Origin of the sequence: Cryobacterium sp. M25 (assembly GCF_002929635.1) — a bacterium.
GTDB lineage: Bacteria > Actinomycetota > Actinomycetes > Actinomycetales > Microbacteriaceae > Cryobacterium > Cryobacterium sandaracinum.
Map to the genome: position 1 here is coordinate 71,253 of NZ_PJJU01000056.1, position 26,698 is coordinate 97,950.

The following is a 26,698-nucleotide window of genomic DNA, read 5'->3' on the forward strand; positions in this document are numbered from 1 at the left end:
TATGTACTCACGCGCTGGGATCTCCTGAGTTGGCCACGTGTGCGGCTCGCGGCGGGGCGACGAGGGCGACGGATGCCGGCAGCTCGGGGCAGATGGCGGCGGATGCCGGTGGATCGGGCCGGATCGGGGACCGGCCCGGCCCGGCCCGGCTACGCTGGTTGGGTCCACGTTTACTCCGCGGCATGTGCCGCCTTCGCCTCAGGACCACACCCTGCCCATCATCATTGGCTACGACGCCGTCACCCTGCGTGAGAAAGTCGACCTCTCTGCTGCTGAGCTGCGCCTCGAAGAACTCGGCGAGCTTCGCAGTCTGTCCGCCCTCAACGAGAAGGTCGTGCTCTTGCGGCTGACCGGACGCCTGGACGAGGCCTGGGACATGGCGAACACTGCGCTGCGCCAGTCCCGGTTCACCGGGTCGCGGGAAGAACTCGCGTTCAGTCGCATCCGTCGCGCCCAGGTGCAGCAGTATCGAGGCAAGCTCGACGAGGCGGTGACCGAGCTGACCCATTGTGTGCTCGAGTCCGAGACGCACGAGTGGGGCGCCGTCGCGGCGTTCGCCCGGGAAAGCCGCGGCAAGGTTCACTTCGAACAGGGCGACCTCGACGCCGCCCTGGCAGACTTCACGGCCTCGGTGACGCTGCGGGAGCAGGCCGGCGCCACGCCCGCCCTCCTCGAGAGCGCGCTCGTAGCCGTTGCGGTCGTCGAGTCCTTCATTGCCGAGCGGCGACAGACCCGCCTACAGCAGTAGCACTTCGGTGCCGCGGGGTGCCGGCCGGCCTGCGATTGACCGGCCGGCTGCATCCGGACATCGATTTGCAGGAGTTATGCACGGAAGGGGCCACTCACCTCGAAGCAGGAATTCGGGGCATGCTGGACACAGCGCCGGCGAGCGTGCCGGTGCGAAGGAGGTTGCAGATGAGCGGGCGGATGCCACCACGCAGCGGCGCGGCCGGGGTGCTGGCCCTGGGCGCGCTCCTGCTGCTCAGCGCGTGCACGGCGACCGCGCCCGGACCCGCGGCAGAGACCTCTACCCCCGCCCGGCCGGTTCCGTCCGACACCGTTGCACCCGGTCCGACCGGCACCGCCGGGCCATCGGTGCGGCCGGTCGACGCCCCGGTCGTGGTCGCATCCGGGCTGGATGCCCCCTGGTCGATCCTGCGCCTGCCGAACGACGGCACCCTGATCAGCGAACGCGACACGACCCTCATGCGCGAACTCCTGCCCGACGGCAGCCTGCGCGACGCCGGCCGGGTCGCCGAGGCGAGCCCGGGCGGTGAAGGCGGGCTGCTCGGCCTCGCCGCACTGGCCGACCCGGCCGCACCGGGCGGAACCGGGTGGGTCTACGCCTACTTCACGTCCGCCGACGACAACAAGATCGTACGGATGCCGCTGCTCGGCACGGTCGGAAGCCACACCCTCGGCGCATCCGAACCGGTGCAGGGCGGCATCCCGAAGGCCGGTAACCACAACGGCGGTCGGCTCGGTTTCGGCCCGGACGGCCTGCTCTACGCCACGGTCGGCGACGCCGGGAACCCCGAGAACGCCCAGGACCTGGGTTCCCTCGGCGGCAAGATCTTGCGGATGACGCCGACCGGCGCCGTGCCGGACGACAACCCGTTCGGCACGCTCGTCTACTCCTACGGCCACCGCAACCCGCAGGGGATCGCCTGGGACTCCAGCGGCCGACTCTGGGCCAGCGAGTTCGGACAGAACACCTGGGACGAGCTCAACCTCATCACCCCGGGCGGCAACTACGGCTGGCCGATCGTCGAGGGCCGGGGACAGAGCGCGGACTCCGGCTACCTCGACCCGGAGCAGCAGTGGCCCACCAGTGAGGCCAGCCCGAGCGGGCTCGCCATCGTGAACGACACCATCTTCATGGCGGCCCTGCGCGGCGAGCGGCTGTGGCGCATCGATCCCTCCACAGGCGAGGTCGATGACTGGTTCGGGAACAGCTTCGGGCGGCTGCGCGATGTGGTGTCGGGGCCCGATGGCACACTGTGGTTCGTGAGCAATAATACGGATGGCCGCGGCACCCCTTCCTCCGGCGACGACCGGCTTTACCAGGTGGCGGTGGCACCCTGATGGCCGACCTCGACCGGGTGCGGCACTGGGCGGACGCGTTGATCACGCTGCACCTCGATCCCAGCTGGACCTTCGCCTTCGACAACGCGAAGAAGCGAGCGGGGCTCTGCAACTTCACCGTGCGGCGCATCACCGTGTCCCGCTACCTGGCGGCGCGCTACGAAGACGATGACGTGCACCAGATCCTGCTGCACGAGGTCGCGCACGCTCTGGCCGGACCGCGCGCCGGCCACGGGCCGAAGTGGAAGGTGATCGCGCGGAACCTCGGCTATGACGGCAAGAGCACGCACGACGGCGAGATCGCCGACGAGCTCGCGCCGTGGGTCGGCACCTGCCCGGCCGGCCACGCGCACTACCGTTACCGACAACCCACCCGGGCGTTCGCCTGCGGGCTGTGCGTGCGCGGATTCGACAAGCGGTTCCTGATCCGGTGGACACGGCGCGAGATCACGGCCGCCGCCCGGCGACAGGCTGCGGGGGCGGCGAAGCCCTAGCTCTGCCCTGTGGTCTCAACAGGCTCGACCACCGATTACTCGGGCCGGCCGTCCGGCCAGGAGCGGGCTACTCGGAGACCTGGATTTCTTTCCAGAAGGCGACGTAGTTGCTGTAGTCCTGGCCGACCCGGTCGAAGGAGGCCGAGGGCGGAGTCGGGTAACTGAAGGCGCGATCCTGCAGCAGAGCCTCGCCGTCCTTGACGCTGAAGTACTGGCACGCGCCCTTCCAGGAGCAGGTGTACTGCGTGGGGCTCTCGACGAGGAACTCGGAGTTCACGCTCGCCGGTGGGAAGTACCAGTTGCCCTCGATCTTGAGGAGATCTGCCTGCGGTGCTTCGGCGATGACGGTGCCGTTGAGTACTGCCTTCATGGGAGTTGCTCCTTCAGTGAGATTCAAACAGTGAGGATGAAACGAGGGGTTCGGCTCAGAGGCCGCTTCAGGTGCAACCTCAGCCCGGAAAGGCGAATTCCCACAGTCGGGAGATTCCCGGGGAGCGCGCCGGGGCATCCGTCGCCGGGGCCTGCGTCGCCGGGGCCTGCGTTGCCGGGGCCTCGAGACCTACCGCAGCCTGCACCTCGGCCGACCGCCCCTCGGCGACGAGCGCCTGGGCGGTTTCGGACGCGGTGACCAGGTGCCGCACGGCCCGCGCGAGACCCGCGAATCCCGCGGCGGCCGCGGCCGCCTCCGGCGAGCAGTGGTCGATGCCGCGGGCGGCGAGGGCGTCGATCACGGCGCCGGCGGCGAGGAAGTCCTCCACCGCGAACCGGGGGGCGCCGCCATGGCGTTGCTCGCCCACGGCGATCACGGCCACGGAGAACCGGTCTCCCTTCTCCGCCTGGCGGGCGAGCACCCATTCGGCCACGCTCGCGCGATTGGCGAGGCTCGCGGCGATGACCTGGTGCTCGTGCAGGGCAGTCGGGAGAACGATCTCGGAGCCGGGCGACGGCAAAGCGTCGGCCAGGATGACCACGTCGGCCTCGGCGGCCAGAGCCTGGAACCCGGCCAGGCCGACATCGAAACGGACCTGGTACTTCTGTTGGGGCGCGTCTTTGTTCACGCCCCAAGGGTAGCGGCGGCGCTACCGGACGTCGAAGCGGGCGAGCGCGTCGGCATCCGTGGCATGGGTCATCGCGCTGCGCGCGGTGTCCAATGCGGACACCGGGTCGGCCTCCGAAGCCGCCAGGCTCAGCTTGCGTTCGGCCTCCGCGAGGCGGGTGCGCGCCACAGCGCCCACGCGGCCGGGATGCGCGGTGATGAAGTCGCGGGTCACGGTGATCTGGCTGCGCGCGGCCAACAGAGCGCCGGTCAGCGCGCCACGGGCGTTGTCGAGCCGCAACTGGCGGTTGCGGGCCTCGGAACGGATCAGGTCGAGACCGTCCATTGCCGTGCGCAGTCGGGACTGGTCAGCGGCAGGGTCGCTCAAGCGCGACGGCTGCCGCAGCTCGCCGACCACCCGGTCGGCCTCCGCAATAACGCGGTTCAGTTCGCCGCGGGCCGTGGTCTCCTCGTGGGTGTCGCGCAGCGCGCGCACCTCGGCCAGCTCGGCGTCCGCCGCGTCGAGCGCTCGGGCGAGGGAGGCGAATCCGACGTGCAACTGGTCTTCGCCCTGTTCGATCGCGTCGAGCAGGGTGCCGGCGCGGTGCAGGGCCTGCTCGGCCGCGAGCAACCGGTCACCCACGGGGTCGGTGGCTTCGCGGGAGAGACGGGCGGCCGCGGCATCCGCTGCCCGGCGGGCGTCATCGACGGCCTCTTCGGCGCGGGCGACGTTGCCGCTGATCGGGGCCAGGGCGTGCGCGGCATACGTGCGGCTGAGCCGGGAGAGGCTGGCGGTGCCGGCCGCGACGCGGTCGGCGACGCGGTCGAGGCGACGACGCAATTTCTCAAGCAGCAGCGGGGCATCCCGTTCGACGCCGCGCCGGGAGTCGAAAGTGCGGGTCTCCGCGCCGAGGCGCTTGACGGCCTCGTCGGCGAGCACGATGATCTCCTCGGTCCAGCGGCGACGCTCACCCTCGGAGTCGGGCACGCTGTCGTCGAGCTTCTGCTGCAGCAGGAACGCGTCACGCACCTGCCGCCGGGAGGCGTCGAGCACGGCGGCGAAGTCGCTGGTGGCGTTCTCCCCGAACTGGGCGACCGCGAAACCGAGCTCGTCGGTGGCGACCTCGATCAGGTCATCCGCACGCACGAGGGCGATTGCGGCGGCTCGGGTGCGCTCCGCGGCCAGAGCGAGGTCGACGCGCGCGCGCGCGCGGACCCGGCGCCGCATGATCATCACGATCACCACGACGACCGCTGCCGCCCCACCGAAAACGACGGCCGAGGGCACCCACCAGAACTCGCCAGTCATGCCTTCAGTGTACCGAACGGATGCGCCTCACCCCGGCGCCGCACCCGGCGGCACGTCCTCGAAAATCGCCGATCCCACCCACAATCGCCGCGGAAACGGGTCGCCTCGGCATCATCGGCGAAGAACGGCTGGTACCAGCGCTACTCCCGGCGCATCTGCCGCCGGATCACCTCGAAGTCGTGCCGGGAGATCTCGAGCAGCCCCCGGCGCAGCTGGTAGCCCCAGTCGGGGTTGCTGCGGGTGAACTCGAGCACCGACAGGAGCGGGCGAATGGAGGCGGCCACGACATCCGTTTCGTAATCGATGTGACGTCGCCACGGGCGGTACGAGCTCGGGGCGGCGGACTCGCCTTGATGCACGATTCCGGGGGCGATGCGACCGATCGCGGTGAACTCGCGCAGCGTGTCGCCGTCGATGTCCGTCTTCGGGGAATAGTAGACCACCCCGTCGGACTCGCCCATCTGCTCGAGCGCCACCCGGGCCCCGTGGCTGGCCTGCACGAGCCCCACCGCGACGGCGCGCAGCACGTGTTCGCGTGAGGCAACGCCCAGCCAGTATCGAATTGCCACCCTCTTAGTTGTACTGCATGCCCCAGCACCACAGACTGGGGTCATGCGTGTTCTTCTGAAAGAGATCCTCGACTGCTCCCCCGATGCCGCCTGGCGCGCCCTGCGGAGTCCTGCCGTGTTCCGCGAGGTAAGTTCGCCCGTGGTGAGCGTCGAATCGCTCGAGATGGATGGCTTCCCCACCATCTGGGAGCCGGGTGAGCATCCGGTCAGCTTGACTGCGCTCGGCCTGGTGCCGATGGGCGACCAGGTGATCCGCCTGACCATGGCGACCACCCGGAAGGATGGCGTGCGCATCCTGCGTGACACCGGCCGCGGGGTATCGGGGCCGCTCGCCTCGGTCACCCTCTGGGACCACCGGATGGCCGTGTCTCCCGACCCGGCCGGCACCGGCAAGACGCTTTTTCGAGACCAGCTGATCTTCCGCACCGGCGCGCTCACCCTGGCCAGCTGGCCCGTTTTCTGGGCGCTCTGGCAGTGGCGGCTGCACCAGCTCAAGCGCCTCGCGCCGAACTGGAGCCTCAACCTCGGCGTCGATGAGTCCGGCGCGAGCTCGTGAGCACCACCCTCGGCGCCCTGCAGGTGGCCGACTGGCGTCGGCGCGTGTTCGGGCTGTACGGCGGCGTGCGCCAGCTCAGCGCGCACGACCCGGCCGCCGGCCACGAACTGTGGCGGAGCGGCAGGGACGACCTGTTCGGCGGGCATTCGGCGTCGCCGTTGATGCCCGACGACCGGGCCGGCTTCACCGGGCTGCCGGTCGCCGCCTACGACCCCGACTGGCGGTTCGAGGCCGAGGTGCACCGCGCGGAACATCCGATGCGCATCTCGGTTGACACCGGCACCGACGGGAAGGTGCAGTTCGACCTCGTCGGCACCGTGCGTTTGCCCTACCTGGGACCAATCGACCTGTGGCGGCTCTCCAGCTACGGCGGCGGGCTCTTTCTGCCTGTGCGCGACGGTCTGGCCGGCAAGCCCGGCGGAACCTACGGCGGCGGTCGCTACCTGCTCGACACGGTCAAGGGCGCCGACCTGGGCGCCGGGGCCGACGACGACAGCGTCATCCTCGACTTCAACTTCGCCTACAACCCGTCCTGCGCGTACGACCCGATGTGGGCCTGTCCGCTGCCCCAGGCCGGCAATACCGTGGCCGCGGAGGTGCCCGTCGGCGAGCTGACCCCCGGTGCGGAGCGCCACCCCACGGCTCCCGTCGGGCGGGCGTTCGACCCTAGGGCTTGACAGCATCCGCTAAGATAGAAGCTTGCGGGTGCGTAGTTGTGCTCGCTGCGTCGTAGAACGCCTCTTCTTATTGCGGCAGCCCACCAGGGCCGGCCCGATTTTTCGAATTAAACCTTCTTACGGCGAACGGATGTGCCCATCGGCACCTTCGCCATGTGAAACCTCTGAGGCTCCGAGTTGCCGCCCGTGCGGAACGGATGCCCGAGGAATCTGATGCCCGAAAGGCACCATTTTGTCTGAAACTTCCTTTAGTGCGCTTGGCGTGCCGGCCCCTCTCGTTGCCATCCTGACCGAGCAGGGCATCGACAGCCCGTTCCCGATCCAGGTGGACACGCTGCCCGACACCCTCAACGGCCGCGACGTGCTCGGCCGCGGCAAGACCGGCTCCGGCAAGACCCTCGCGTTCGCACTGCCCATGGTGTCACGCCTCGGCGGCAAGCTCGCCGGCGGCCGACGTCGTCCGGGCCGCCCGCTCGGCCTCATCCTCGCCCCGACCCGCGAGCTGGCCACGCAGATCACCAACGCGCTCACGCCGCTGGCCGAGGCGTACGGCCTCAACACAACCACGATCTTCGGTGGCGTCTCGCAGGGCCGCCAGGTTTCCGCACTCAAGGCCGGCGTCGACATCGTCGTGGCCTGCCCGGGTCGCCTCGAGGACCTCATGAAGCAGGGCTTCATCAGCCTGGACGCCGTCGAGATCACCGTGCTCGACGAGGCTGACCACATGGCGGACCTGGGCTTCCTGCCCGTCGTCACGCGCATCATGGACAAGACGCCCAGCAGCGGCCAGCGCCTGCTGTTCTCGGCCACGCTCGACAACGGGGTGGACAAGATCGTGCGCCGTTTCCTGCACAACGAGGTCATGCACTCGGTCGACGAGGCCAACAGCCACGTCTCCGCGATGACGCACCACGTCTTCGAGATCGACGGCGTCGAATCGAAGAAGGCGCTCGTCGAGAAGCTCGCGAGCGGTTCCGGCCGCCGCATCCTCTTCATGCGCACCAAGCACCAGGCCAAGAAGCTCGCCAAGTCGCTCACCGACGCCGGGATCCCCTCCGTCGACCTGCACGGCAACCTTTCACAGGTGGCCCGTGACCGCAACCTCGCCGCGTTCAGCGCCGGCGACGTGAAGGTTCTCGTCGCCACGGATGTCGCCGCCCGCGGCGTGCACGTCGACGACATCGAACTCGTCATCCACGTCGACCCGCCGGCCGAGCACAAGGCGTACCTGCACCGCTCGGGCCGGACCGCCCGCGCCGGCAGCGCCGGCGACGTCGTGACTCTGGTTCTTCCCGAACAGCGCCGCGACACCGACGCGCTGCTGCGCAAGGCCGCCATCAAGGTGACCCCGCAGCGCGTGACCGCGTCCTCCCCCGCCGTGGACGCCCTCGTCGGCGACGTCGCAGCGTACGTCAAGCCGCTCCCCCGCGTGGAGCAGCCGCACGGCCAGTCCCAGGGCGGCCGCTCGCAGGGCGCCAATGCCCAGCGCAAGCGCGTCAACCGCGATGAGCGCGACTCCGGCGCCCGCGCCGGTGGAGCACGTGGCAACCGCGGACACCGCGGCAGCGACGCAGTGGCACCCGCCGGCGGAGCGCGCCAGGAGCGCTCGGGCCGCCCCGCGGCATCCGGTCGCAGCCAGGGATCGGGCAACGCCCAGAGCCGTCCGGCCCAGGGTGGTCGCTCCGGCGGCCTCCAGGTCGGGGGCCTCGTGCGCGGCGCCGGTGCCACCGGCGGCGCTCGTCGCTCGGCCCCGCGCCGCGCGCAGGGCTAGTCGCTCGGTAGCATCTGCACGTTAGTTCCACTGTGAACGGGCCGGCCTCTCCCGAGGCCGGCCCGTTCTGCGTTGTGGCCAACTCAGGAGAAACATGCCCGTGACGGATGCTCGGCCCCGGAATCACGTGGCGCCGCACCATGGCGCCACCGGATCTCAGGAGTTAGCCACTTGTTATCCGACTCATCGGCGAGGTCTGGAGCCGCCGTAGACCGGGAAGTCGCGGGTCGGACGGGAGCCGTCGGCGCAGCGACCACGGGCAGAACCCGGCAGCGTCAATCGGGTGCCTGCGGCTGAGCTAGTCTCGGGTCATGGCCACCACAGCAGTACTTCGTCCCGTCGCAGAAGCGGATGCCGACAGCCTCGGCCGCGTGCATGCCACCTGCTGGCACGAAACCTACGACCAGTTGCTCAGCGAGGCCGCCCTCGAGCAGCTGCAGCCCGCACGCCTGGCCGCCATGTGGCGCCGGTTCAGCGCCCAGGGACCGAACCACCGCCAGGTTGCGGCCCTCGTCGACGGCGAGATCGTCGGATTCGCCGGCAGCGGGCCGTCCCGCGACGCCGACAAGCCGGCCCCGATGGAGCTCTACTTCATCTACCTGCTCGACGCCTACCACGGCACCGGCATCGGCCAGCAGCTCTTCGACGCGGTCGTCGACGAGGGCCCGTCCTACCTGTGGGTCGCCGAAAACAACCCCCGCGCGCACTCGTTCTACAAGCGCAACGGCTACGCCCCCGACGGCCACGAGCAGGATCAGGAAGTGCTCGGCGAACAGCTCCACGAAGTGCGCCTGGTGCGACCGCGCTCGCTCGCACGTCGTCTGTCACTCGTCACGACCGAGTAGCTCGCAGCGGCGGCCCGCAGGATCGGGCCGCCATCAGGCGGCTTAACGCAGCTCGCCGACCGAGGCGAGCGCCATGCGCAGCAGCGCCCCGCGCCCGCCCTCCATCTCGGCTGCCACCGCGTCGGAGGCAGCCTCCTTGGGGGTCATCCAGGTCAGTTCGAGGGCGTCCTGGCGCGGGTCGCAGGTGCCGGTGACGGGAACGACGTAGGCCATCGAAACGGCGTGCTGGCGGTCATCCGTGAACGCGGTGATGCCCGGCATCGGGAAGTATTCGGCCACCGTGAACGGCACCGGGCTCATCGGCAGCTGCGGGAAGGCCATCGGGCCGAGATCCTTCTCGAGATGCCGGAAGAGGGCGTCGCGCAGGGTCTCGCCGTAGAGCACGCGGCCGGACACGAGCATCCGAGTCATCTCGCCGGTCGACCGGGCGCGCAGGAGCACGCCGACCTCCACGACCTGGCCGAGGCCGTCGACGCGCACGGGCACCGCCTCGATGTAAAGGATCGGAAGTCGGCGCCGCACTTCGGCCAGCTCGACGTCGCTCAGCCAGCCCGGGTTGGTGTGGGGCGGCCCCGCGCCCTCGGGGCCAGGCGTCCAGTCCGGATCGGGGTCAGGGGTGCGCACGCTCATGAGGCTATTCTGTCGTACCCTGCGCCCGGATACGCCATGGGCACCCCGCTGCGGGTCGGACGGAACGGGCGCGGTCCGGCGCGCGTGCGGCGACGGTCTACGCATGGTGAGGCAGAGAACTGCGGCGGCGCGCCACGACCGCGCGCTCGGCGCCTTCACCGGCTGGCGCTCGGCGATGCACTCGGGATGCCGACGCAGGACCTGTCCCGGGCTTAGATCGAGGCCGACTACGGCGCCAGTGAGGGGTTTCGGGACCCCGGACCGCACCAGCCGATCGCCGTCGGGATGCCCGCCGGGTCGATCACGGATGACGCGGAGCAGGCCAGTCTGCTGGCCCGCTCCTGATCGATTGTCACGGCCAGGGCGACCCCGGCGTCTTCGCGAAGCGGCTTCTCGACTAAGTGGAACGGGCGCGGGCGCGCGGCTCCCTCGATCTGCTCGGACCCTCGACGACGACGCTTGAGCGCCTGCGATCCGGCGTGTCATCCCTCGAGTCCGGGCGCTTCGGCACGACCAACGGCGCGGCCATGCGCATCACCCCCGTGGGGATCTCCTTCGGCCTTGCTCCCCTCGCCGGGTTCATCGACCGGGTGGCCCGGGCCGGCGCAGTCACCCACAACACCGGACTCGGGTTCGCCGGCCGTCTCTGGTGGGCGACCGGCCACCTCGCGGGCCTCACTCCGGCGGCGCGGGGCGAGGCGGCGGACCAGCTGATCGGGACATCCGTCGCCGGTCGAGCAGGTGGCGACGGATGCTCGGGCCGGCCAGGGCAGGCCAGGCGGGGCGAGTGAGGTGAGGCTGACTCAGGAGAAACGGGTGGCTGGCGCGGTCGCCCCGCGAAACGACGCCGTAACATGCGGAACTCTGCGGGGGCGCGCCCGCCGCTGCCGGAATCTCCTGAGTTGGCCACGGGGTGCCCGCGGATGCCGCCGCCACGTGGGGAAGTGCCGGCCGGTGGTGTGCATGGCTCCTGCAATTCGGCGGAGCGGTGGCACGGTTCCCGGAAGTACGGGCATCTTTCCGGCTTCTCGCAGCGGATCGCCGGAGTTCTGCATGGGGTACGACGGATGCCGACCGATTTTGCCGCGTCCCCGGGAGTGGAAAGATTGACCCGTCGGCGTTTCCCGGTGTCGACCTCGAACAGGAGGACCACCATGGGCCCGAACGACACCAATCCCGGCGGCGACGCCTCCACCGGGAGCGACGACACCACCGAGAGCAGCACCACCGGCGCCGCCGCCGCGTGCGCCGAGCCCATCGACCCGGATGCCGTGCTGTGGAGCGCGTCTGGCGCCGACCGTGCCGGGCGACCGCTTCTGCTGATTCTGCATGGCTACGGTTCGCACGAGGGGGATCTCTTCTCGCTGGCGCCGCACCTGCCGCTGCATCCGGTGATCGCCGCGCTGCGCGCCCCGCTCCCGACCGGTCCGGGCTGGGCCTGGTTCCCGATCGGGGCCGCCGGCGCCAAGGTCAACCCGGGCTCGCCGAGCGCCGACGCACTGGATGCTGCCGCCGCCGGGGTGCTCGAATGGCTGGACGGCCTTCCCGAGCAGCCCGCGTCCGTCGGACTACTCGGCTTCTCGCAGGGCGGGGCTATGGCGCTGCAGCTGCTACGGCAGGCACCCGACCGGTTCGCGTTCGCGGTGCAGCTGTCCGGTTTCGTGGGGCGCAGCGAGCACACCGGTGACGAGCGCCTGCGTGAGCGGCGCCTGCCGGTCTTCTGGGGTCGCGGCACGGCCGACCCGGTCATCCCGCAGGATGCCGTCGACCGCACCCGGGCCTGGCTTCCCGAACACTCCACACTTACCGAGCGCATCTACGAGGGCATGGGCCATTCCATTTCGCAAGCCGAACTGGGCGAGATCGTCACGTTCCTGCGCGCGCAGTACGACGCCTAGGAGGCCCGACACCCGACACAGCAGCGTCTCCCGCCCCGAACGAATTCGACGGAGATTTTGGCCCGAGTTGGCCAAAAAGGCCGGAATCGACGCCCTACGGGCAAAATCTCCGTCGAATTGGTGAGACGACGCGGAGGGAGCGACGTGCGCGCGGGACGGCGGCGCTAGCGGCCGCGACCGGCCTTCTCGTTCTGGGCTGCCTGGCGGGCGACGTGGGCGATCTTGCGGGCGCGCTCGGCGTCGCGGTCCTTGACCCGGATCTGCTCCTCGCGCACCTCATACTGGGTGGCACGCTCGGTCACGAGCCAGGCCGGCGGCTGCTGCAGCAGAGCCTGGATCTCGGCGGAGGTGAGCGGCTCCGTCACGGCGCCGCGCACGAGGCCGGAGATCGAGACGCCAAGCTTGGCGGCGACGACCTGCTTGGGATGCGGGCCGTTCGCCCGCAGTTCGACCAGCCAGGCAGGCGGCTTCGCTTCGAGCGCGGCCAGCTCGGTGCGCGACACGGGCGCGCTCTGGAATTCTTCCGGGGCTGCTTCGAGCAGAATCCCGAGCTTTTGGGCCGCCGTGGCGGGCTTCATGGTCTGGGTCTTCTTCTCGCTCATCAGTCAAGCGTATAGCCTGAGAGCACCCGCATAGCCTGAGAGACAGCCGCTCCCCACGGATCTACGTTCGCAGTGCCATCACGAGAAAGGATGCCGGTGACCTTTTCCCTTGCCTTCGTCGCCGGTGTGACCCCCACCAAGTGGACCCGCACCTGGGCCGATCGACGCCCCGACCAGCCACTCGAGGTCTTCCGCACCGACCCGTCCGAACAGGACGCGGTGCTGCGTGACGGCCGCGCCCAGGTCAGCCTGGTGCGCCTGCCCGTCGATGAGACCGATCTCAGCCTGATCGCCCTCTACCGGGAGATCCCGGTGGTCGTCGCGGCCAAAGACCACTTCATCGCCGACGCCGACAGCGTGCTGGTGGCCGACCTGGCCGAAGAGCACCTGCTGCAGGACCCCGAGGACGTGCCCGAGTGGCGCCTCGTGGCCACCGAGATCAGGGACGGCACCCGCCGCCCGCTCCCGGCCATGCGCGACCTCGACGACGCGATGGCGCAGGTCGCGGCCGGGGTCGGCATCCTGATCGTCCCCCATTCGATCGCCCGACTATACGGCCGAAAGGATGTCGTCTCGCGCCCGGTCGAGGATGTCGCCGAGAGCCAGGTGTCCCTGGCCTGGCTCTCCCGTGAGACCACGGAAGACGTCGAGGAGTTCATCGGCATCGTGCGCGGCCGCACGAAGGACAGCTCGCGGGTCGACTCGCTGCCCGCCGGCACCGAAAAGGTCAAAAAAGAGAAGAAGACCGACAAGGCCAAGGCGGCGGCGAAGGCCGTGCGGGTCGCGGCGGCGAAATCCAAGCCGGCCGTGGCGAAGAAGGCGACGAGCGCCCCGGGCCGCACCCGCAACACCCCCAGCCCCCGGGCGGGCAAGCGCCGCGGCGGCCGGTAGCCCTCCGTGCCGCAACTCCTGCGCTGGGTGCTGGTACCCCTGATGCGAGCCTGGTCGGCGGCCGTGACGCGCGACTACGACGACATCCCGCGGCCCCGGGACACTCCTCAGGCGCATTCCCCGGGAACCGACAGCGACCGCGTGCTCCTCTTCGGCAGCGGACCGGCCGTCGGCTGGGGCGTGCTCAGCCACAACGTGGCCCTGCCCGGATCTCTGGCGCGGGCGTTGTCGACTCGCACCGGGCGGGGCACGGATGTCGACGTCATCCCGAACCCGCTGGTCACCATCCGCACATCGCAGGCCGAACTCGACGGGCTGGGACTCTGGCGATATGACGCGGTCGTCGTGAGCCTCGGCACGACCGACGCCGTCACCCTCCTGTCAGCCCTGGTCTGGCAGCGCGAGCTGTCCGCCCTGCTCGACCGGATCCGGCACGAGTCCTCGCTCAGCACCAGGATCTTCGTGCTCGGCGTGCAGCCGATCCGGTCTATCGCGGCCTTCGACTCCGGGCTGGGCTCCGTGGCCGAGAAGCACGCCCGCAGCCTGGACGAGGCCAGCGCGGCGATCTGCGCGGGGCAGGAGCGGAGCTGCTTTGTGCCCATGGCCGCAACCCTCGCCTCAACGCCGGGGCGGGTGCGCACGGCCGCGCAGTACGTGCAGTGGGCCAATCTCCTCGCAGACGAGATGGCGCCACCGCTCGATGCCGAGTACCTGGGTGCTTCCCGAGGAACGGCCGATGGCCGCGCGGAAGCGTGGGGTGCCGAGCCGCTCTCGCCTGACCCCCGCCGGGCGGTCGCCAGGCTGGGCATCCTCGCCGCCGACACCGAGGTGCGCTGCGACCACATCGTCGCCCTGGCCAGAAGCGCCTACGGCACCCGGTCGGCCGCCCTGACGCTCATCGACGGCGACCGGCTCTGGGACCTGGTGAGCGTGGGCTTCACTCCACGCGTCTACTCGTTGGCCGGGTCGATCACGGCCCTCGCCGTGAGCGGGGCCGGAGCGTTCGTGGTTTCTGACGTGCTCCTGGACGACCGGTTCACCGCCCGCCCGCCCCGTCTGGGCCAGGAGCAGACCCGCTTCTACGCGGGTTTCCCGATCGAGGCCGACTCCGGCGAGCGGATCGGCGTTCTGTGCGTGTTCGACTCGGAACCCCGGGGCCCCGCCGAGGTCGACCCCGTGCTGCTGCGGGAGTTCGCCCTCCTGATCCAGGCCGACCTCGGCCGGCGTCAGGAGTAGGCGGCGCCGCCCGGCCGGCGCGGGTCAGACCGGCGCGACCGGCTGTCTCAGCACCGTCTTCAGCTTCGCGGGCGCGGCGCGGCGCGGGTCGCCGAGGTAGATCTCGTGGTGCCGGCCGTTCACCCGCAGCCCGTTGCTTGCCAGGAACTCCCCGTGCAGGCGGGCGAGCGCGGATGCCTCGCCGGCGTAGGGCCCGACATGCAGCAGCTGCGCCGACAGCCCCTCGTCAAGCCTCTCCACCCGCACCCGGGCGAGCGCGGACAGCTTCTTCTTCGCGAGCGCGCCGGTGATGGCCTCGGCGATGAAGGCATCCGTCACCCAGTCCGGCTGGCTCATCAGCAGCGTCCATTTCCACTCCGCCTTCGCGCCGGCGGTGAAGACGGAGGCATCGTCGGCGTACCAGAGGCCTTCGAGCGGTGCGATGACCATCTCGCGGCCGAGCGCACGCTTGGCCGCGAACTTGACCGCGTAGGCGATGGCGTAGAGGGCCTCGACGGCCTCGATGTAGGCCGGCGCCGTGTCCGGGTCGCCGGCCCCGTCGAGGGCGACGAACCGCTGGGCCGGAACCCCGATCAGCTCCCAGTCCACGTTGGCAGGCCCGTAGAGCGACGGATGAACGCGCTTCACGTCCCAGGGGCCGGCCCCGCCGGGCGCGGTGTTGCGGGGCGCGCGCAACGCTCCTGTGCGCCGGTCGGTGCGGAACGGCACCGGGTCACTCATGGGCACTCTCCAGGGGATTCACTGACTCCTGCTAGCGGGAACTGATGGACGCGAACTTGCGCACGCAGAGCGGAACGAACACGACCAGCATGACCGTGGTGCCGATCAGCACCGTGGCAATCGGGTTCTGCATGGTCCAGATGTCGGGCACCGGAGCTGTGCCCTCGTTGCCGAACAGCTCCCGTGCCGCCTGCACCAGCGACGAAACCGGGTTCCACTCAGCGAAGACGCGCAGCGGGGTCGGCAAGGTGTCGCTGGGCACGAAGGCGTTCGAGATGAAGGTCAGCGGGAAGAGGATCAGGAAGGACGCGTTGTTGATGACCTCGGGAGTCTTCACGCTCATGCCGAGCAGCGCCATCACCCAGCTGAAAGAGTAGCTGAACAGCAGCAGCAGTCCCACGCCGGCGAGGAATTCCGGCACCGAAGAGTTCACCCGCCAGCCCACGAGCAGCCCGGTCAGCATCATGATCACCATGGAGATCGTGTTCAACACCAGGTCACTATTGGTGCGTCCAATCAGCACGGCGGAGGAGGTCATGGGCAGGCTGCGGAAGCGGTCGATGATCCCTTCCTTGAGGTCCTGCGCCATCGCCGCGCCCGAGAAGGTCGACCCGAACACGACGGTTTGAGCGAAGATCCCCGCCATGAGGAACTGGACGTAGTCGGTGCCTTCCACGGAGATCGACCCGGCGTAAACCTGGCTGAACAGCAGCACGAACATGATCGGCTGGATCACCGCGAACACGAGCATGTCGGGTGAGCGCTTGATCTTGATCAGGTTGCGCTTGGTGACGGTCCAGCCGTCGGAGTACCAGAGCGAAAGCGGATTCCAGGAGGGGAGGGTGGCAGCGGAGCTCATTCCGACTTCTCCAATTCCACGTCGTCCGCCTGGTCGGCGGCCTTGTCCGCCTTGTGGCCGGTGAGTTTCAGGAACACGTCGTCGAGCGTGGGCCGGCGCATGCCGGCGTCGTGCAGACGGATGTCCGCGTCACCCAGCGCCGCCAGCACCTGCTGCAGCGCCCGCGGCCCGTCGACCACCGCGACCTCGAGGCCGCGGCCGTCGCTGGTGATCGCCGGTTCTCCCGCGCCGTAACGGGCGAGGATATCCCGGGCCGCCACGCCGTCGCCGGCCTCTACCAGGGCCACCTCGAGGCGGTGGCCGCCGATCTGTGCCTTGAGGTGGTCGGACGTGCCCTCTGCGATCACCCGGCCGTCGTCGATGACGACGATGTCGTCCGCGAGCTGGTCGGCCTCCTCGAGGTACTGGGTGGTGAGGAGCACGGTGGTGCCGTCGGCGACCAGGCGCTTGATGACAGCCCAGAGCGCGATCCGGCTGCGCGGGTCCAGCCCTGTGGTGGGCTCGTCGAGGAACAGCACCTTCGGGTTGATCACCAGCGCCCCGGCCAGGTCGATCCGGCGGCGCATCCCGCCGGAGAAGCCCTTGACCGGGCGGTTGCCGGCCGCGGTCAGCTCGAAGAGGTCGATCAGCTCCTGGGCCCGGCGCCGGGACTCGGCGCCACCCAGGTGGTACAGCCGACCGACCATCTCGAGGTTCTCGAACCCGGTCAGGTTCTCGTCGACGGCCGCGTACTGTCCAGAAACGCCGATAATGCGCCGTGCGCCCTTGGGGTCGGCGACGACGTCGATGCCGTCGACGAACGCGGTGCCGGAGTCCGGCCGGATCAGGGTGGTCAGCATCTTGACGACGGTCGTCTTACCGGCGCCGTTCGGGCCGAGCAGCGCCTTGACGGTCCCGCGCGGCACGGACAGGTCCAGCCCGGCGAGCGCATGCACCGGCCCGGATTTGGAGCGGTACACCTTGGTCAGGCCTCTGGCCTCAATGATGGTCATGGGACATCCCTGCCTGGTCGGGGGAAAAACGAGGGAAACGAGCGGAAACGAGCGGGAACGAGCGGAGCCACGAAATCAACATTTTATGGACCTTGACCGACTCGGACAAGCGCCACACCTGAACGCACGGATGCGCCCGGCCGACCAGATCAGCGTGGAACTCCATGTCGACCGGTCCGGACGCGACCTCGGCCAGGTGCAGAAGGGTGCCGTGCTCGTCGGTGCTATACCGCACCGGCACTGCGGCGGCGCCCGGCACGACGGCCGTCTGTCCCAGAAAACCGGTCGGTTCGAGCGCAGCCGAACGGCCGGCTAGCCGGCGGCGAGGATGTCGACGACGAAGACGATCGTGTCGGTACCCGAGATGCCGGCGTCGGGCTGGCCCTCGGCGCCGTAGCCGAGTTCCGGCGGAATCGCGATCATCACCTGGGAGCCGACCGTCTGGCCGACGAGACCCTGGGCGAAGCCGGGAACGACGGCGGCCAGGGAGATCGGGGTCGGACCACTCTTGCCCCAGGTCTGGTCGAACACCTCACCGGTGGACCAGACGACGCCCGAGTAGTGCATGACCACGGTGTCCGCTTCGGCGACTGTGGCACCGTCACCCTTCTTGAGAACCGAGGTCTTCAACTCGGTCGGAGCGTCGGTTGCCGGGATCGTCACGGTCGGAGCGCCGTCCTCGGCCAGCTTGACAGTCGGAAAGCCGTCCTCCGGCTTCTGGTCCTCGCCGTTCGCGCGAGGGGGGATCTCACTTTTGACGTCGATGACGAAGATGATGTTGTCTTCGGCCCCGACCTTGAGCTCCTCGTTGCCCGTCTCGCCGAACGCGTCAGCCGGCGGGGCCACGACCGCGACGCGCGATCCGTAGTTCGCGCACGCGACACCCTTCATCAGCGCCGGGAATACACTCGAGTCCTTGGCCAGGGTGATGGGAGCGCCGAGGTCATCACCGAAGCCGCCGGCGTTCATCTTCTCGCCAGTGTTCGCGTTGTAGACGGAGAACCCCAGTTCGACGATGTCGTCGGTCTTGACGGCGTCACCCTTGCCCTCGGTCACGACGGAGACCTCGGTGGCCTTCGTGGTCAGCGGCGACTCGAACTTCACTTTGGGCTCGGCGCCGGCCTTGCCGGAGACCTTCACGGCCTCCGACGCCGTGCCGGAATCGACGCAGGCGATTCCCGCCGCTCCGGTGTTGTCGGAGGGGGACCCGCTGCACCCGGCGAGGGCGAGCACGGCAACCGTGGCAATGGAGATGAGGGCAGGAAGTTTACGCACGCTGATCTTTCTCTTCGACAGTGATCTATTCACAATGATCTTTTCGACCACTGATCTGTTCGGCAGGATTCAATGCACACACTGATTTGCGGGGCATCTGAGTCGATGGGCATCCGTTCGGGCCTTCGCCAGTATGCCCGACCGAGATCAGTGCCGCCTGAATCCCGGCTGGCACACTGTCAGCCGGGCGGGCTCAACACCGGGACGCCGCCGGGTCAGAGACCTTCGGCGATCGCGGCCGTGGCAACGAGCCACGCTTCACGGGTGCGCGGCGCGAGCGCGTCGTAGTTCAGCGATCCCCCGGCCACGAGGGCGGAGTCATACGGCACGTCCACGACGGTGCGGGTCAGCTTGCTGAAGTGGTCGTGTAGCCGCACGGAGAGCTGACGATCGGCCGTCTTGGCCGGTGACGCCAGGATTGTGACCGCCTGCGCGACCTTGTCGGCGTGGCCCTTCTGACGCAGGCCGTCGAGCAGCGAGGCCGCGCCATACGCGGTGTCCTCTCGGATGGTGGAGACGACGACGAGTTGGTCGGCCGCGTCGACGGCCGCCTCCCAGTTGGACGCCCGCATATTGTTGCCGGTGTCGATGATCAGCACCCGGTAGAAACGGCTGAGCGCGGCATGCAGTTTGCCGAACGCCACGTCGTCGATACTGGCTGCCCCGGCAGGGTCGAGGTCGGAGGCAAGCGCGTCGAACCGGGCGTCACCCTGGTTGCGCACGTAGTTGTCGAGGTCGCCGACCCGGGCGGAGCTTGAATAGGCGAAGTTGTCGAGGTCGCGGAGCAGGTCAACCGCGGTGTTGGTGTGGGCGGCGGTCTGCGCCCGCACGCCGAGGGTGCCCATGGTCTCGTTGTTGTCCCAGGCGAGGGTGTACCCGCCGCGATGGATGCCGAAGGTCGCGGCGATGAGCAGGGTCGCGGTGGTCTTGTGCGCGCCGCCCTTCGGGTTCAGCACGACGATCGTGCGCGGGCCGACCAGGCTGCGCTGCACGGACGCGACCGCCGCGCGGTGCGACATCTCGCCGGTTCCGGGGGCCGGGGAGACGAGTCCGCCGGTGAGGCGCCGCACCGTGCCCTGCCAGCCCAGAAGGGCAGGCCCCGCCACGAGCGGCGGACGGGAATTCATGAAGTCCGCGAGGTTCGGACCACCACCGGCGAGCGCCGCGGGGGCGATCGAGGGGTCGTCGGCGGGCACCTCGGCGAACGTGCCGCCCGGCACCGGTGCCGGGCCGACGAGGTTCGTGGCTGCCCGGGGAGCGGAGAAGGGCGAGGCCGCGAGGTCCTGCTCCTGATCGTCCTCATCGTCGGTGTCGGCGTCGAGATCGAGCACGAGGCCATCGAATGCGGTGAGGGGCGGGACATGGGCCCGTGCCGACGGGGCCGGTTCGATCTGCTGGATGACCTCGGCATCGGCATCGCGCATGTCGGCATCGCGCTTGGCTTCCTTCAGCGTTGCCGTGTCGAGCGCAGCCGTGCCAAGCCCAGCGTCATCGAGCCCGGCGGCCTGGAGTTCGGCGGTGTCGAGACCCGAATTCTGCTGTTCCGCGGGCACGACCAGCGCGATCAGTTCGACGTCCTCGGTTTCGGAGACAGCGGCGGAGACAGCGGCGGAGACGGCAGCAGGCGCGGTCGACACCGGCTCCGATGCCGGTCCCGGTTCCAAGGAGGTCGGGATGAAGGCCCCATCGTCTTCTACGTCCCCGTTCGGGTGAACGATCAACGGCGACTTGCCCTGCTCGTCTTCCGCGGTCAGGCGCACCGCGCGATCGATCGCGCGCGCGGCATCCGTGACCCGGTTGATGATTTCCTCGCGCACGCCGGCCTCGTCGGCGGCGGTGATGCGCGAGCTGACACCGTCGATGACGAGCTCTCCCGTTCCGTCGCTTCGGATCATCGCGCGGATGCGGGGAAGTTCGGAAATGTTCTGCGTCATATTCGGCCTTTTTTCGTCGAGCTCAGCTCATCAAGCGTGAGCACGTCGAATTTCGGTCAAGCGTGCCCCGTTCAGCCTACGGGGTAGCGGGGTCCACCCCTCGTTTGGCCGGGCGACGCACTCAGAGGAGTGCGAGGATCGGGCACTCACCCCCCTTCGCGGGCACGTTGCAGTAGGCTCCGGGCGGGGAGGCTGTTCATCACAGGTTGAGCAGCGTCTCCGGAGGTGAACCAATTCGACGGAGATTCTGCTCTGAAACGACCTTTTCGGAGTTTCTGGCATTGATTCGGGAATAATCTCCGTCGAATTCGTTCGGGGAACGGTGTGACAGGGCGGGCCGGGGTCAGGCGTGCTCGGCTAGGCCGCGTGTGGCTCCGGCACGGCCCAGCGGATGGCGCGCAGGCCGGACCTGGTGGCGTGCGTGTCGTCGTGGCCGCTCTGCCGTCGGCATTCCACGAGGTCGTTCGTCGGGGTGATGTGCGGGTCGCGGCACGAGCTGGCGTAGCTGGTGTAATCCGTTTCGAGCAACAGCTGATCGTCGGTGAGGTGTTTGTCGGTCATCGATCTGCGTTCCTGGTTCAGGCGCACGGGCCGAGTCCCCCACGACGGTTGCGCGCAGCGCTGCCCGTGTTCTCTGACTCGTTCCGGTGCGGCCGGGCTGAGTGATTGTGTCACAGCGTACGTTGGCAGACGCCGAATGTCTCCACAATGTCGAGTATTGGTCAGTTCATCCACCTGACCGAAACCCGCCCGACCCGCGAGCGGCGAGATCCGTCGACCACAGGTCGACCGAGTCCTGAGCCGAGCAATCGGGTCAGCGGAAGGCGCTGATCCCGGTGAGGTCCCGCCCGATCAGGAGCGACTGCACGCTTTCGGTGCCCTCGTAGGTGTGCAGCGACTCGATGTCGGCGAGGTGCTGGATGACGTGGTTTTCGAGCAGGATGCCGTTGCCACCGAGCATGTCACGGGCCATCGACGCAATCTCCCGCGCCGCCCTGGTGTTGTGATACTTCGCCAGCGACGCCTGGATCGGGCGCAGCGTTCCGGCGCCGTCGAGCTCAGCCAGGCGCAAGCAGTGCAGCTGCATCGACGTGAGCCGGGACAGCATCATGGTCAGGCGCTCCTGCACGAGCTGGAAACCGGCGAGCGGCTTACCGAACTGGATGCGCTGGGTCGAGTAGTTCAGAGCCGCCTCGAACACCGCCGTGGCGTGGCCGAGGGCCGACCAGGCTACTCCGAGCCGGGTCGCGAAGAGCACCGTGGAGGCGTCCTTGAACGTGTGGGTGCCCGGCAGCACGGCGTCCAGCGGGATCCGCACATCCGTGAGGGTGATCCGAGCCTGGTGGATGGCGCGCAGGGACCCCTTCCCGGTGATCGTCTCTCCGTGATACCCGGGGGTGTCCTGTTCCACTATGAAGCCGCGCACATTGCCGTCGTCATCACGAGCCCAGACCACCGTCACGTCGCCGACCGAGCCGTTGCCGATCCACTTCTTCTCGCCGTTGAGCACCCATTCGTCGCCGTCGCGCTGTGCGGTGGTCTCCAGGCCGACCGAGTCGGAGCCGTGGTCCGGTTCGGTCAGGGCGAAGGCGCCGAGTTTCTCGGCGCGGGCCAGCGGCACCAGCCAGCGTTCCTGCTGCTCCGGGCTGCCGAACAGGGCGATGCTGCGCAGGGCCAGCCCGCCCTGCACGGCGACCACGGTACCCATCGAGCCATCGCCGCGGGAGATCTCCATGTTGACGAGCCCGGCCGCGAGCGGCGACATGGGACTCAGTCCGGGGCCGACGACACCGTCGGTGAGAAGGTCGAGCTCGCCGAGTCTACGGGCCAGGTGCAGCGGGTACTCGGCTTTGTCCCACGCGGTCGTCAACTCGTCCAGCGACTCGGTGGCAAAACTGCGAGCGCGGTCCCAGAAGGCCCGGTCAGTTTCAGGCACGTCGGCGAATACGCCGTAGTAGTCGGTGTCGAGGGGCCTGGATACGTCGTAGTCGGGCACGGTTTCCCTTTCGTGGAGGACAGCGAAGTCGGGCAGGCCTGATCGGCTGATGTCGTCTGACACCAGGGCATGAATGCCCTCGTGCACCGGTCAGAAAATACCCAGGTTCAAGTTCTACCTGACACTCAGTCTCAGGTCAAGTGATACTGAGTCTCAGCGGGAGCGCGTCTGGGCGCGCAGTCGCTCCTCGATGGCGCGAGCCAGTTCGGTGGGATCCGTGGCGGCCGGGAAGACGGCGACGACCACGTCGCCCGCGGGTCGCACCTCGGGACCTGGCTCCGCGGCATCCAGGTGGAAAAGCCGTCGCACCTCGGTGAGTTCGGCGGCCAGCGAATACGGGCCGACGCTGTCCGTCGCCCGGATCAAGCGCCGCAGCACGAAGTTGTGGGTGGCCGTCACGGCGGCCGCGAAGCGGATGGCAGTCAGGGGCGGCACACCCGGCACGGTACTGCGCAGGTAGCTGGCGAACATCCGTTCATACCGGATCGCCATAACGGTTTCCCGGTCCCGCAGCACGGGGGTCTCCCGCAGGACCCGGTCCCGGATGCGCACGATCTCCAGTCGCTCGCGGAACCGCTCGAAGACCATGGCGGCGGCCTCACACACGGCCAGCCAGGGATCCGAATGCGTCGCAGCGAAGTGCTCGTCGATGCGGGCGACCAGCTCGTCGTGGTCGGCGAAGATCACGTCGTCCTTGGACCGGAACTGCCGGAAGAAGGTGCTGCGCGAGACCCCGGCCGCCTCGGCGATGTCCACGGTGCTCGTCGCCTCATAGCCGTGCTCCTGGAACAGGCGAACCGCGATGTCGGCAACCTCGACCCGCGAGAGAGGTCTCTGCGGCCCGAGCGGCTCGGCAGGCCGGGAGGATTCGGCAGGCAGGTCAGACATGGTCAGGCGAAATTATCATGGAATGCGCACGAACGGATGCCCTGACAGGCCACCCCCGCTTGCCCGGTGCGGCACGGACGGGCAGTCTGACGGCGGCGAAGGAGCGACCATGGCCGCTCCAGGAACGAGCGTCGGCACCCAGGCAGAGCAGGCGCCGCGAGGGGCGCCGCGCCCTCACGACCTCCTGGATTTCCGTGGCCTTCCTGCCGGTGTTTCTTGTCGACGCCGCACTCCTGGGTGATGCCCTGCTGAGCTGCCGGGTTACGAGCGCGGCGGCGAGGAACCGGTCCCGCTGGGGGCAGCAGCATTGGCCGGCCTCCCGAGCCGTCCTCGTGCTGCTCGCTCCAAGCATTGAGGCAATGGTGTTCGGCTTCCGGGCACGACGCCTCGGCGCATAGCACCCGCAAAAGTGGCTCCGCCACCTCAGCTCTGGTCGCACACGCCGAATCGGAGTAACGTCACCGGCACGGTCAACACAGACGGCAAACTGCCACGCCGAGAGAGAGCGCTCCATACATGGACTTCAATCCCCAGTGCCAGCAGGCCGATTGCGCCGGACTCATGCGAACCCGAGCCGTGGCAATCGACACCCTGGCGGATGAAGAGATCTGGTTCCTGTGCGACGAGTGCGGCTCCGAGAAGCACTGGACGAATCTTGCCGACCAGGACGCTCCGCGGCACCACACGAGAGGGTCCTGATCGATCGGTTGCGTAGCTCCCGGAGGGGCCAGAGCTGACCACACCCCGGGGATGCCTGTCGGCACAGGCGGAGCGCCGGGTCAGCTGTCGAACCAATTCGACGGAGGTTTTCCTGAAAAACAGCTGTTCAGCAGTGTCTAGGGCCATTTTGGCCCAAATCTCCGTCGAATTCGTTCAGCGGCGTTGCCGCACGGCCTCGGACTCGGAGCAGGGCGTTCGGGCACACTGGTCCGGAACGCACGGTGATCCCGCGTAGCGGTCCACTGCTCGTCTACGTCGGCACCAGGAACAACCGCCCCGAAACCCCCAATTCGTGATCCATCATCGCCCGCAGCCGTCAGGATTCGTTCATCGAAGCGTACCGGTCAAATTGAACATAGATTTCGAATAGCACTTATCCACAACAGGAAAAAACCTCGTTTCTTTGTTCTAATTTTGGTAACCTTTTGATTGTGATCAACCTCTGGGAAAGCTTCGAAGCGGTTGCCGTGCCCGGCCCGTCCGCGGCGGCCCGCGCGGTCGCTGAGTGGCAGACCCTCGCGGTGGGGCGTGGGGAGTCTCTGCGGTGTTCGGCGGTGTTCGGCGGTGCGCGGCTTCGACGACGACGACTACGACCTGCTGCAGGTGACCGCGGCAGTCGGGGTCCACGGGAGACGGGTGGACGCGGTTCGGGTGGCGGCAGCGGCCGAGGTCGCCGACCGGTCCAGGCCCGACGCGCTCGCCGTCAGAGATCTGATCAGCAACGGCGGCCAACAGAAGGCCGTGATCAACGATGGCGGACGCATCATCGCCCGGGGCGCACCGGAGCGTGCTTTACCCGCGCGGAGTGACGGGCCATCCGCATGCTGCGCGGAGCCGCACAGATCATGGCACCACCCCGGCTCGAAACCGGGCCCCACACAGGGCGAAACACAACCAAATCCCGCACCCACACCGACACCGACACCGACAGCCGCACCGACACCCGCACCCGCACCCGCACCCGCATGACGGACACCATCGAACGGAAGAACGCAACCCGGGACGACGAGTAAGGGGGTACTGGGCCCTGGGCTCGACCGGTTCGACCAACGTCACGGGTTCCCTGGCCGGGTTGGGTCTCCAGGGTCTCGCACGCTCGACCACCGAGGGGGAGCCGCCGGAAGGACAGCCTGAAGGACAGCCGGAATTGCCCTGGCCCACCGGGTGCCGTAACTTCTGAATCGGTGCTGTTCGCTGCCGCGCCGAGTCGAACCGGAGTTGAACATGACCACAATCGAGCTGCTCGTCTACGCCGACCGCCTGGGCGGCACCATCCACAATCTGCAGACGCTGCTCGACGGCCCGCTGAGGGCCTTCGGCAGCGTGCACGTGCTGCCGTTCTACGTTCCCTTCGACGGCGCGGATGCCGGCTTCGACCCGATCGACCACGCCGCGGTCGATGCCCGACTGGGCACCTGGGACGACATGCGCAGCCTCGCCGGCACGCGCGGGCTCACCGCGGACCTCATCGTCAACCACGTCTCCTCCTCGTCGGTCGAGTTCATCGACTGGCTGGCCCGTGGCACCGCCTCCACCTCCGAGGGCATGTTCCTCACCTTCGACACCGTGTTCCCGAACGGCGGCACCGAGAAGGACATCACGGCGTTCTACCGGCCGCGACCCGGACTCCCCTTCACCGCCTACCAGGGCGCCGACGGCAGCCGTCACCTCGTCTGGACGACCTTCATGCCCACCCAGGTCGACCTGGACGTGCACCACCCCGCGGCCCTCGCCTATCTGCGTCGGGTGTTGCAGACGCTGGCCGCCGGCGGCGTCACAACGGTGCGGCTCGACGCCGTCGGCTACGCCGTGAAGACCCCCGGAACCGACAGCTTCATGACCGAGCAGACTCTCGAGTTCGCCCGCACGGTCGTGGCCATAGCCCACGAGGAGAGCCTCGAGGTGCTGGTCGAGGTGCACGCGCACTACAGCCAGCAGCTCGCGATCGCCCCGCTGGTCGACCGCGTCTACGACTTCGCGCTGGCGCCTCTGCTTCTACATTCGCTCGGCACCGGAACCGTTGATCGCCTCGCGGACTGGCTCAAGATCCGCCCCGCGAACGCCATCACCGTGCTCGACACTCACGACGGTATCGGCGTCATCGACGCGGGCCCGATCGGCGACAAGCCGGGCCTGCTGACCCAGGCCGAGATGATCGACATCTTCGCGCGGGCGGAGCGTGCCACACACGGCCACTCCTCCATCGCATCCGTCGTGCCCGAGTGGTTCACGCTGCCGCACCAGATCAACGCGACGTTCTACAGCGTCCTCGGCGGCGAGGAAGTGCCCTATCTTCTGGCCCGCGCCGTGCAGCACTTCCTGCCCGGCCGACCGCAGGTGTACTACGTTGGACTGCTCGGCGGCCTCGACGACACCGAACTCTTCGAGCGCACCGGCAATGGCCGCGACGTCAACCGCCACGTTTACACGGCGGAGGAGGTCGAACGTGCCCTCGCGACCGACGTGACCCGGGCCCAGCTCGGCCTGACCCGCATCCGCAGCACGCACCCGGCCTTCGACGGCGACTTCTCCTGGACGGCCATCGGCGACGACCGACTCGAACTCCTCTGGACCGGTACGGACGCCGTCGCGCGACTCACCGTGGCCATGACGCTGGACTCACCGAGCCTCCGCATCGAGCTGACGGATGCCGGACGCACGCAGGTGCTCGACACCGTCACATCCGTCGCCGCCTGGGAGCCCCCCGCGCGCTGA

Annotated in this window: 29 protein-coding genes; 15 read left to right on the forward strand and 14 right to left on the reverse strand. The window is 68.9% G+C overall.

Annotated elements, in window-relative coordinates; translation table 11 throughout:
* Positions 1–184 precede the first annotated feature (184 nt).
* The 3 genes from CXY81_RS12270 to CXY81_RS12280 all read left to right on the forward strand — a co-directional run bounded on the left by CXY81_RS12270 (position 185) and on the right by CXY81_RS12280 (position 2,579).
* Positions 185–748: a hypothetical protein gene (locus CXY81_RS12270; protein WP_233194147.1), complete on the forward strand. Its 564-nt coding sequence runs from the start codon at positions 185–187 to the stop codon at positions 746–748.
* 119 nt (positions 749–867) lie between these two features.
* Complete coding sequence (locus tag CXY81_RS12275; RefSeq protein ID WP_233194148.1) at positions 868–2,085, forward strand: sorbosone dehydrogenase family protein; 1,218 nt, start codon at positions 868–870, stop codon at positions 2,083–2,085.
* Positions 2,085–2,579 (forward strand): SprT-like domain-containing protein, encoded by a 495-nt coding sequence (locus tag CXY81_RS12280; RefSeq protein ID WP_104171732.1) that lies wholly within the window; start codon positions 2,085–2,087, stop codon positions 2,577–2,579. The genes CXY81_RS12275 and CXY81_RS12280 overlap by 1 nt, the downstream gene beginning before the upstream one ends.
* A 67-nt stretch (positions 2,580–2,646) precedes the next feature.
* Here CXY81_RS12280 and CXY81_RS12285 read toward each other — a convergent pair whose 3' ends face one another.
* From CXY81_RS12285 to CXY81_RS12300, 4 genes are all read right to left on the reverse strand, one after another.
* Positions 2,647–2,949, reverse strand: coding sequence for a DUF427 domain-containing protein (locus CXY81_RS12285; RefSeq protein WP_104194989.1), 303 nt, complete (start codon positions 2,947–2,949; stop codon positions 2,647–2,649).
* 79 nt (positions 2,950–3,028) lie between these two features.
* Positions 3,029–3,637: a 2-phosphosulfolactate phosphatase gene (locus CXY81_RS12290; RefSeq protein WP_104194990.1), complete on the reverse strand. Its 609-nt coding sequence runs from the start codon at positions 3,635–3,637 to the stop codon at positions 3,029–3,031.
* Positions 3,638–3,658: 21 nt separating this feature from the next.
* The gene (locus tag CXY81_RS12295) at positions 3,659–4,924 is read right to left on the reverse strand and encodes a hypothetical protein (protein ID WP_104194991.1); all 1,266 of its coding nucleotides are present in this window, start codon (positions 4,922–4,924) and stop codon (positions 3,659–3,661) included.
* Positions 4,925–5,064: 140 nt separating this feature from the next.
* A complete protein-coding gene (locus CXY81_RS12300) occupies positions 5,065–5,493 on the reverse strand; it encodes an EVE domain-containing protein (protein WP_233194149.1) in 429 nt (142 codons plus the stop codon).
* 43 nt (positions 5,494–5,536) lie between these two features.
* Here CXY81_RS12300 and CXY81_RS12305 point away from each other — a divergent pair, with 43 nt between their 5' ends.
* The 4 genes from CXY81_RS12305 (at position 5,537) to CXY81_RS12320 (ending at position 9,342) form a co-directional block, all read left to right on the forward strand.
* Positions 5,537–6,049, forward strand: a complete 513-nt coding sequence (locus CXY81_RS12305; RefSeq protein ID WP_104194992.1) for a hypothetical protein — start codon at positions 5,537–5,539, stop codon at positions 6,047–6,049.
* Positions 6,046–6,726, forward strand: coding sequence for a DUF1684 domain-containing protein (locus tag CXY81_RS12310; protein WP_199183061.1), 681 nt, complete (start codon positions 6,046–6,048; stop codon positions 6,724–6,726). The genes CXY81_RS12305 and CXY81_RS12310 overlap by 4 nt, the downstream gene beginning before the upstream one ends.
* 232 nt (positions 6,727–6,958) lie before the next feature.
* Complete coding sequence (locus CXY81_RS12315) at positions 6,959–8,497, forward strand: DEAD/DEAH box helicase (protein WP_104194993.1); 1,539 nt, start codon at positions 6,959–6,961, stop codon at positions 8,495–8,497.
* Positions 8,498–8,808: 311 nt separating this feature from the next.
* On the forward strand, positions 8,809–9,342 hold the full coding sequence (locus tag CXY81_RS12320; RefSeq protein ID WP_104101003.1) for a GNAT family N-acetyltransferase: 534 nt from the start codon (positions 8,809–8,811) through the stop codon (positions 9,340–9,342).
* A 42-nt stretch (positions 9,343–9,384) separates the two neighbouring features.
* Here CXY81_RS12320 and CXY81_RS12325 read toward each other — a convergent pair whose 3' ends face one another.
* Complete coding sequence (locus tag CXY81_RS12325; protein WP_104101004.1) at positions 9,385–9,972, reverse strand: NUDIX hydrolase family protein; 588 nt, start codon at positions 9,970–9,972, stop codon at positions 9,385–9,387.
* Between the two features lie 401 nt (positions 9,973–10,373).
* Between CXY81_RS12325 and CXY81_RS17055 the strand changes: the two genes are divergently transcribed.
* Positions 10,374–10,763 (forward strand): ADP-ribosylglycohydrolase family protein, encoded by a 390-nt coding sequence (locus CXY81_RS17055; RefSeq protein WP_104171724.1) that lies wholly within the window; start codon positions 10,374–10,376, stop codon positions 10,761–10,763.
* A gap of 363 nt (positions 10,764–11,126) precedes the next feature.
* Positions 11,127–11,870 (forward strand): alpha/beta hydrolase, encoded by a 744-nt coding sequence (locus CXY81_RS12335; protein WP_104171723.1) that lies wholly within the window; start codon positions 11,127–11,129, stop codon positions 11,868–11,870.
* Positions 11,871–12,034: 164 nt separating this feature from the next.
* Here CXY81_RS12335 and CXY81_RS12340 read toward each other — a convergent pair whose 3' ends face one another.
* A complete protein-coding gene (locus tag CXY81_RS12340) occupies positions 12,035–12,472 on the reverse strand; it encodes a DUF5997 family protein (protein WP_174720118.1) in 438 nt (145 codons plus the stop codon).
* A gap of 96 nt (positions 12,473–12,568) precedes the next feature.
* Here CXY81_RS12340 and CXY81_RS12345 point away from each other — a divergent pair, with 96 nt between their 5' ends.
* Both CXY81_RS12345 and CXY81_RS12350 read left to right on the forward strand, forming a co-directional pair.
* A complete protein-coding gene (locus CXY81_RS12345; protein ID WP_198412014.1) occupies positions 12,569–13,363 on the forward strand; it encodes a LysR substrate-binding domain-containing protein in 795 nt (264 codons plus the stop codon).
* A 6-nt stretch (positions 13,364–13,369) separates the two neighbouring features.
* On the forward strand, positions 13,370–14,599 hold the full coding sequence (locus tag CXY81_RS12350) for a GAF domain-containing protein (RefSeq protein ID WP_104194994.1): 1,230 nt from the start codon (positions 13,370–13,372) through the stop codon (positions 14,597–14,599).
* A 24-nt stretch (positions 14,600–14,623) separates the two neighbouring features.
* Here CXY81_RS12350 and CXY81_RS12355 read toward each other — a convergent pair whose 3' ends face one another.
* The 3 genes from CXY81_RS12355 to CXY81_RS12365 are packed head-to-tail and all read right to left on the reverse strand — an operon-like array spanning position 14,624 to position 17,170.
* Positions 14,624–15,319: a GyrI-like domain-containing protein gene (locus CXY81_RS12355; RefSeq protein ID WP_104194995.1), complete on the reverse strand. Its 696-nt coding sequence runs from the start codon at positions 15,317–15,319 to the stop codon at positions 14,624–14,626.
* A gap of 31 nt (positions 15,320–15,350) precedes the next feature.
* Positions 15,351–16,178 (reverse strand): ABC transporter permease, encoded by an 828-nt coding sequence (locus tag CXY81_RS12360; protein WP_104171719.1) that lies wholly within the window; start codon positions 16,176–16,178, stop codon positions 15,351–15,353.
* Positions 16,175–17,170 (reverse strand): ATP-binding cassette domain-containing protein, encoded by a 996-nt coding sequence (locus CXY81_RS12365; protein ID WP_104194996.1) that lies wholly within the window; start codon positions 17,168–17,170, stop codon positions 16,175–16,177. Before CXY81_RS12365 ends, CXY81_RS12360 begins: the two co-directional genes overlap by 4 nt.
* 85 nt (positions 17,171–17,255) lie before the next feature.
* Between CXY81_RS12365 and CXY81_RS12370 the strand changes: the two genes are divergently transcribed.
* Positions 17,256–17,486 carry a hypothetical protein gene (locus CXY81_RS12370; protein WP_146067691.1) on the forward strand — a complete coding sequence of 77 codons (231 nt, stop codon included), beginning with the start codon at positions 17,256–17,258 and terminating at the stop codon, positions 17,484–17,486.
* Here the strand turns inward: CXY81_RS12370 and CXY81_RS12375 are convergent.
* The 5 genes from CXY81_RS12375 to CXY81_RS12395 form a co-directional block, all read right to left on the reverse strand.
* Positions 17,483–18,445, reverse strand: coding sequence for an FKBP-type peptidyl-prolyl cis-trans isomerase (locus CXY81_RS12375; protein ID WP_134373247.1), 963 nt, complete (start codon positions 18,443–18,445; stop codon positions 17,483–17,485). The genes CXY81_RS12370 and CXY81_RS12375 overlap by 4 nt on opposite strands.
* A 215-nt stretch (positions 18,446–18,660) precedes the next feature.
* The gene (locus tag CXY81_RS12380) at positions 18,661–20,379 is read right to left on the reverse strand and encodes a chromosome partitioning protein (RefSeq protein WP_104194998.1); all 1,719 of its coding nucleotides are present in this window, start codon (positions 20,377–20,379) and stop codon (positions 18,661–18,663) included.
* Positions 20,380–20,736: 357 nt separating this feature from the next.
* Complete coding sequence (locus CXY81_RS12385; protein ID WP_104171714.1) at positions 20,737–20,940, reverse strand: hypothetical protein; 204 nt, start codon at positions 20,938–20,940, stop codon at positions 20,737–20,739.
* A gap of 253 nt (positions 20,941–21,193) precedes the next feature.
* A complete protein-coding gene (locus tag CXY81_RS12390; RefSeq protein WP_104195090.1) occupies positions 21,194–22,411 on the reverse strand; it encodes an acyl-CoA dehydrogenase family protein in 1,218 nt (405 codons plus the stop codon).
* Positions 22,412–22,528: 117 nt separating this feature from the next.
* A complete protein-coding gene (locus tag CXY81_RS12395) occupies positions 22,529–23,263 on the reverse strand; it encodes a TetR/AcrR family transcriptional regulator (RefSeq protein ID WP_104194999.1) in 735 nt (244 codons plus the stop codon).
* A 17-nt stretch (positions 23,264–23,280) separates the two neighbouring features.
* Between CXY81_RS12395 and CXY81_RS16145 the strand changes: the two genes are divergently transcribed.
* From CXY81_RS16145 to gtfA, 3 genes are all read left to right on the forward strand, one after another.
* Complete coding sequence (locus tag CXY81_RS16145; protein ID WP_134544649.1) at positions 23,281–23,661, forward strand: hypothetical protein; 381 nt, start codon at positions 23,281–23,283, stop codon at positions 23,659–23,661.
* Positions 23,662–24,828: 1,167 nt separating this feature from the next.
* Positions 24,829–24,996: a hypothetical protein gene (locus CXY81_RS16445; protein ID WP_158252061.1), complete on the forward strand. Its 168-nt coding sequence runs from the start codon at positions 24,829–24,831 to the stop codon at positions 24,994–24,996.
* 211 nt (positions 24,997–25,207) lie between these two features.
* A complete protein-coding gene (gene gtfA, locus CXY81_RS12415) occupies positions 25,208–26,698 on the forward strand; it encodes a sucrose phosphorylase (RefSeq protein WP_104195003.1) in 1,491 nt (496 codons plus the stop codon).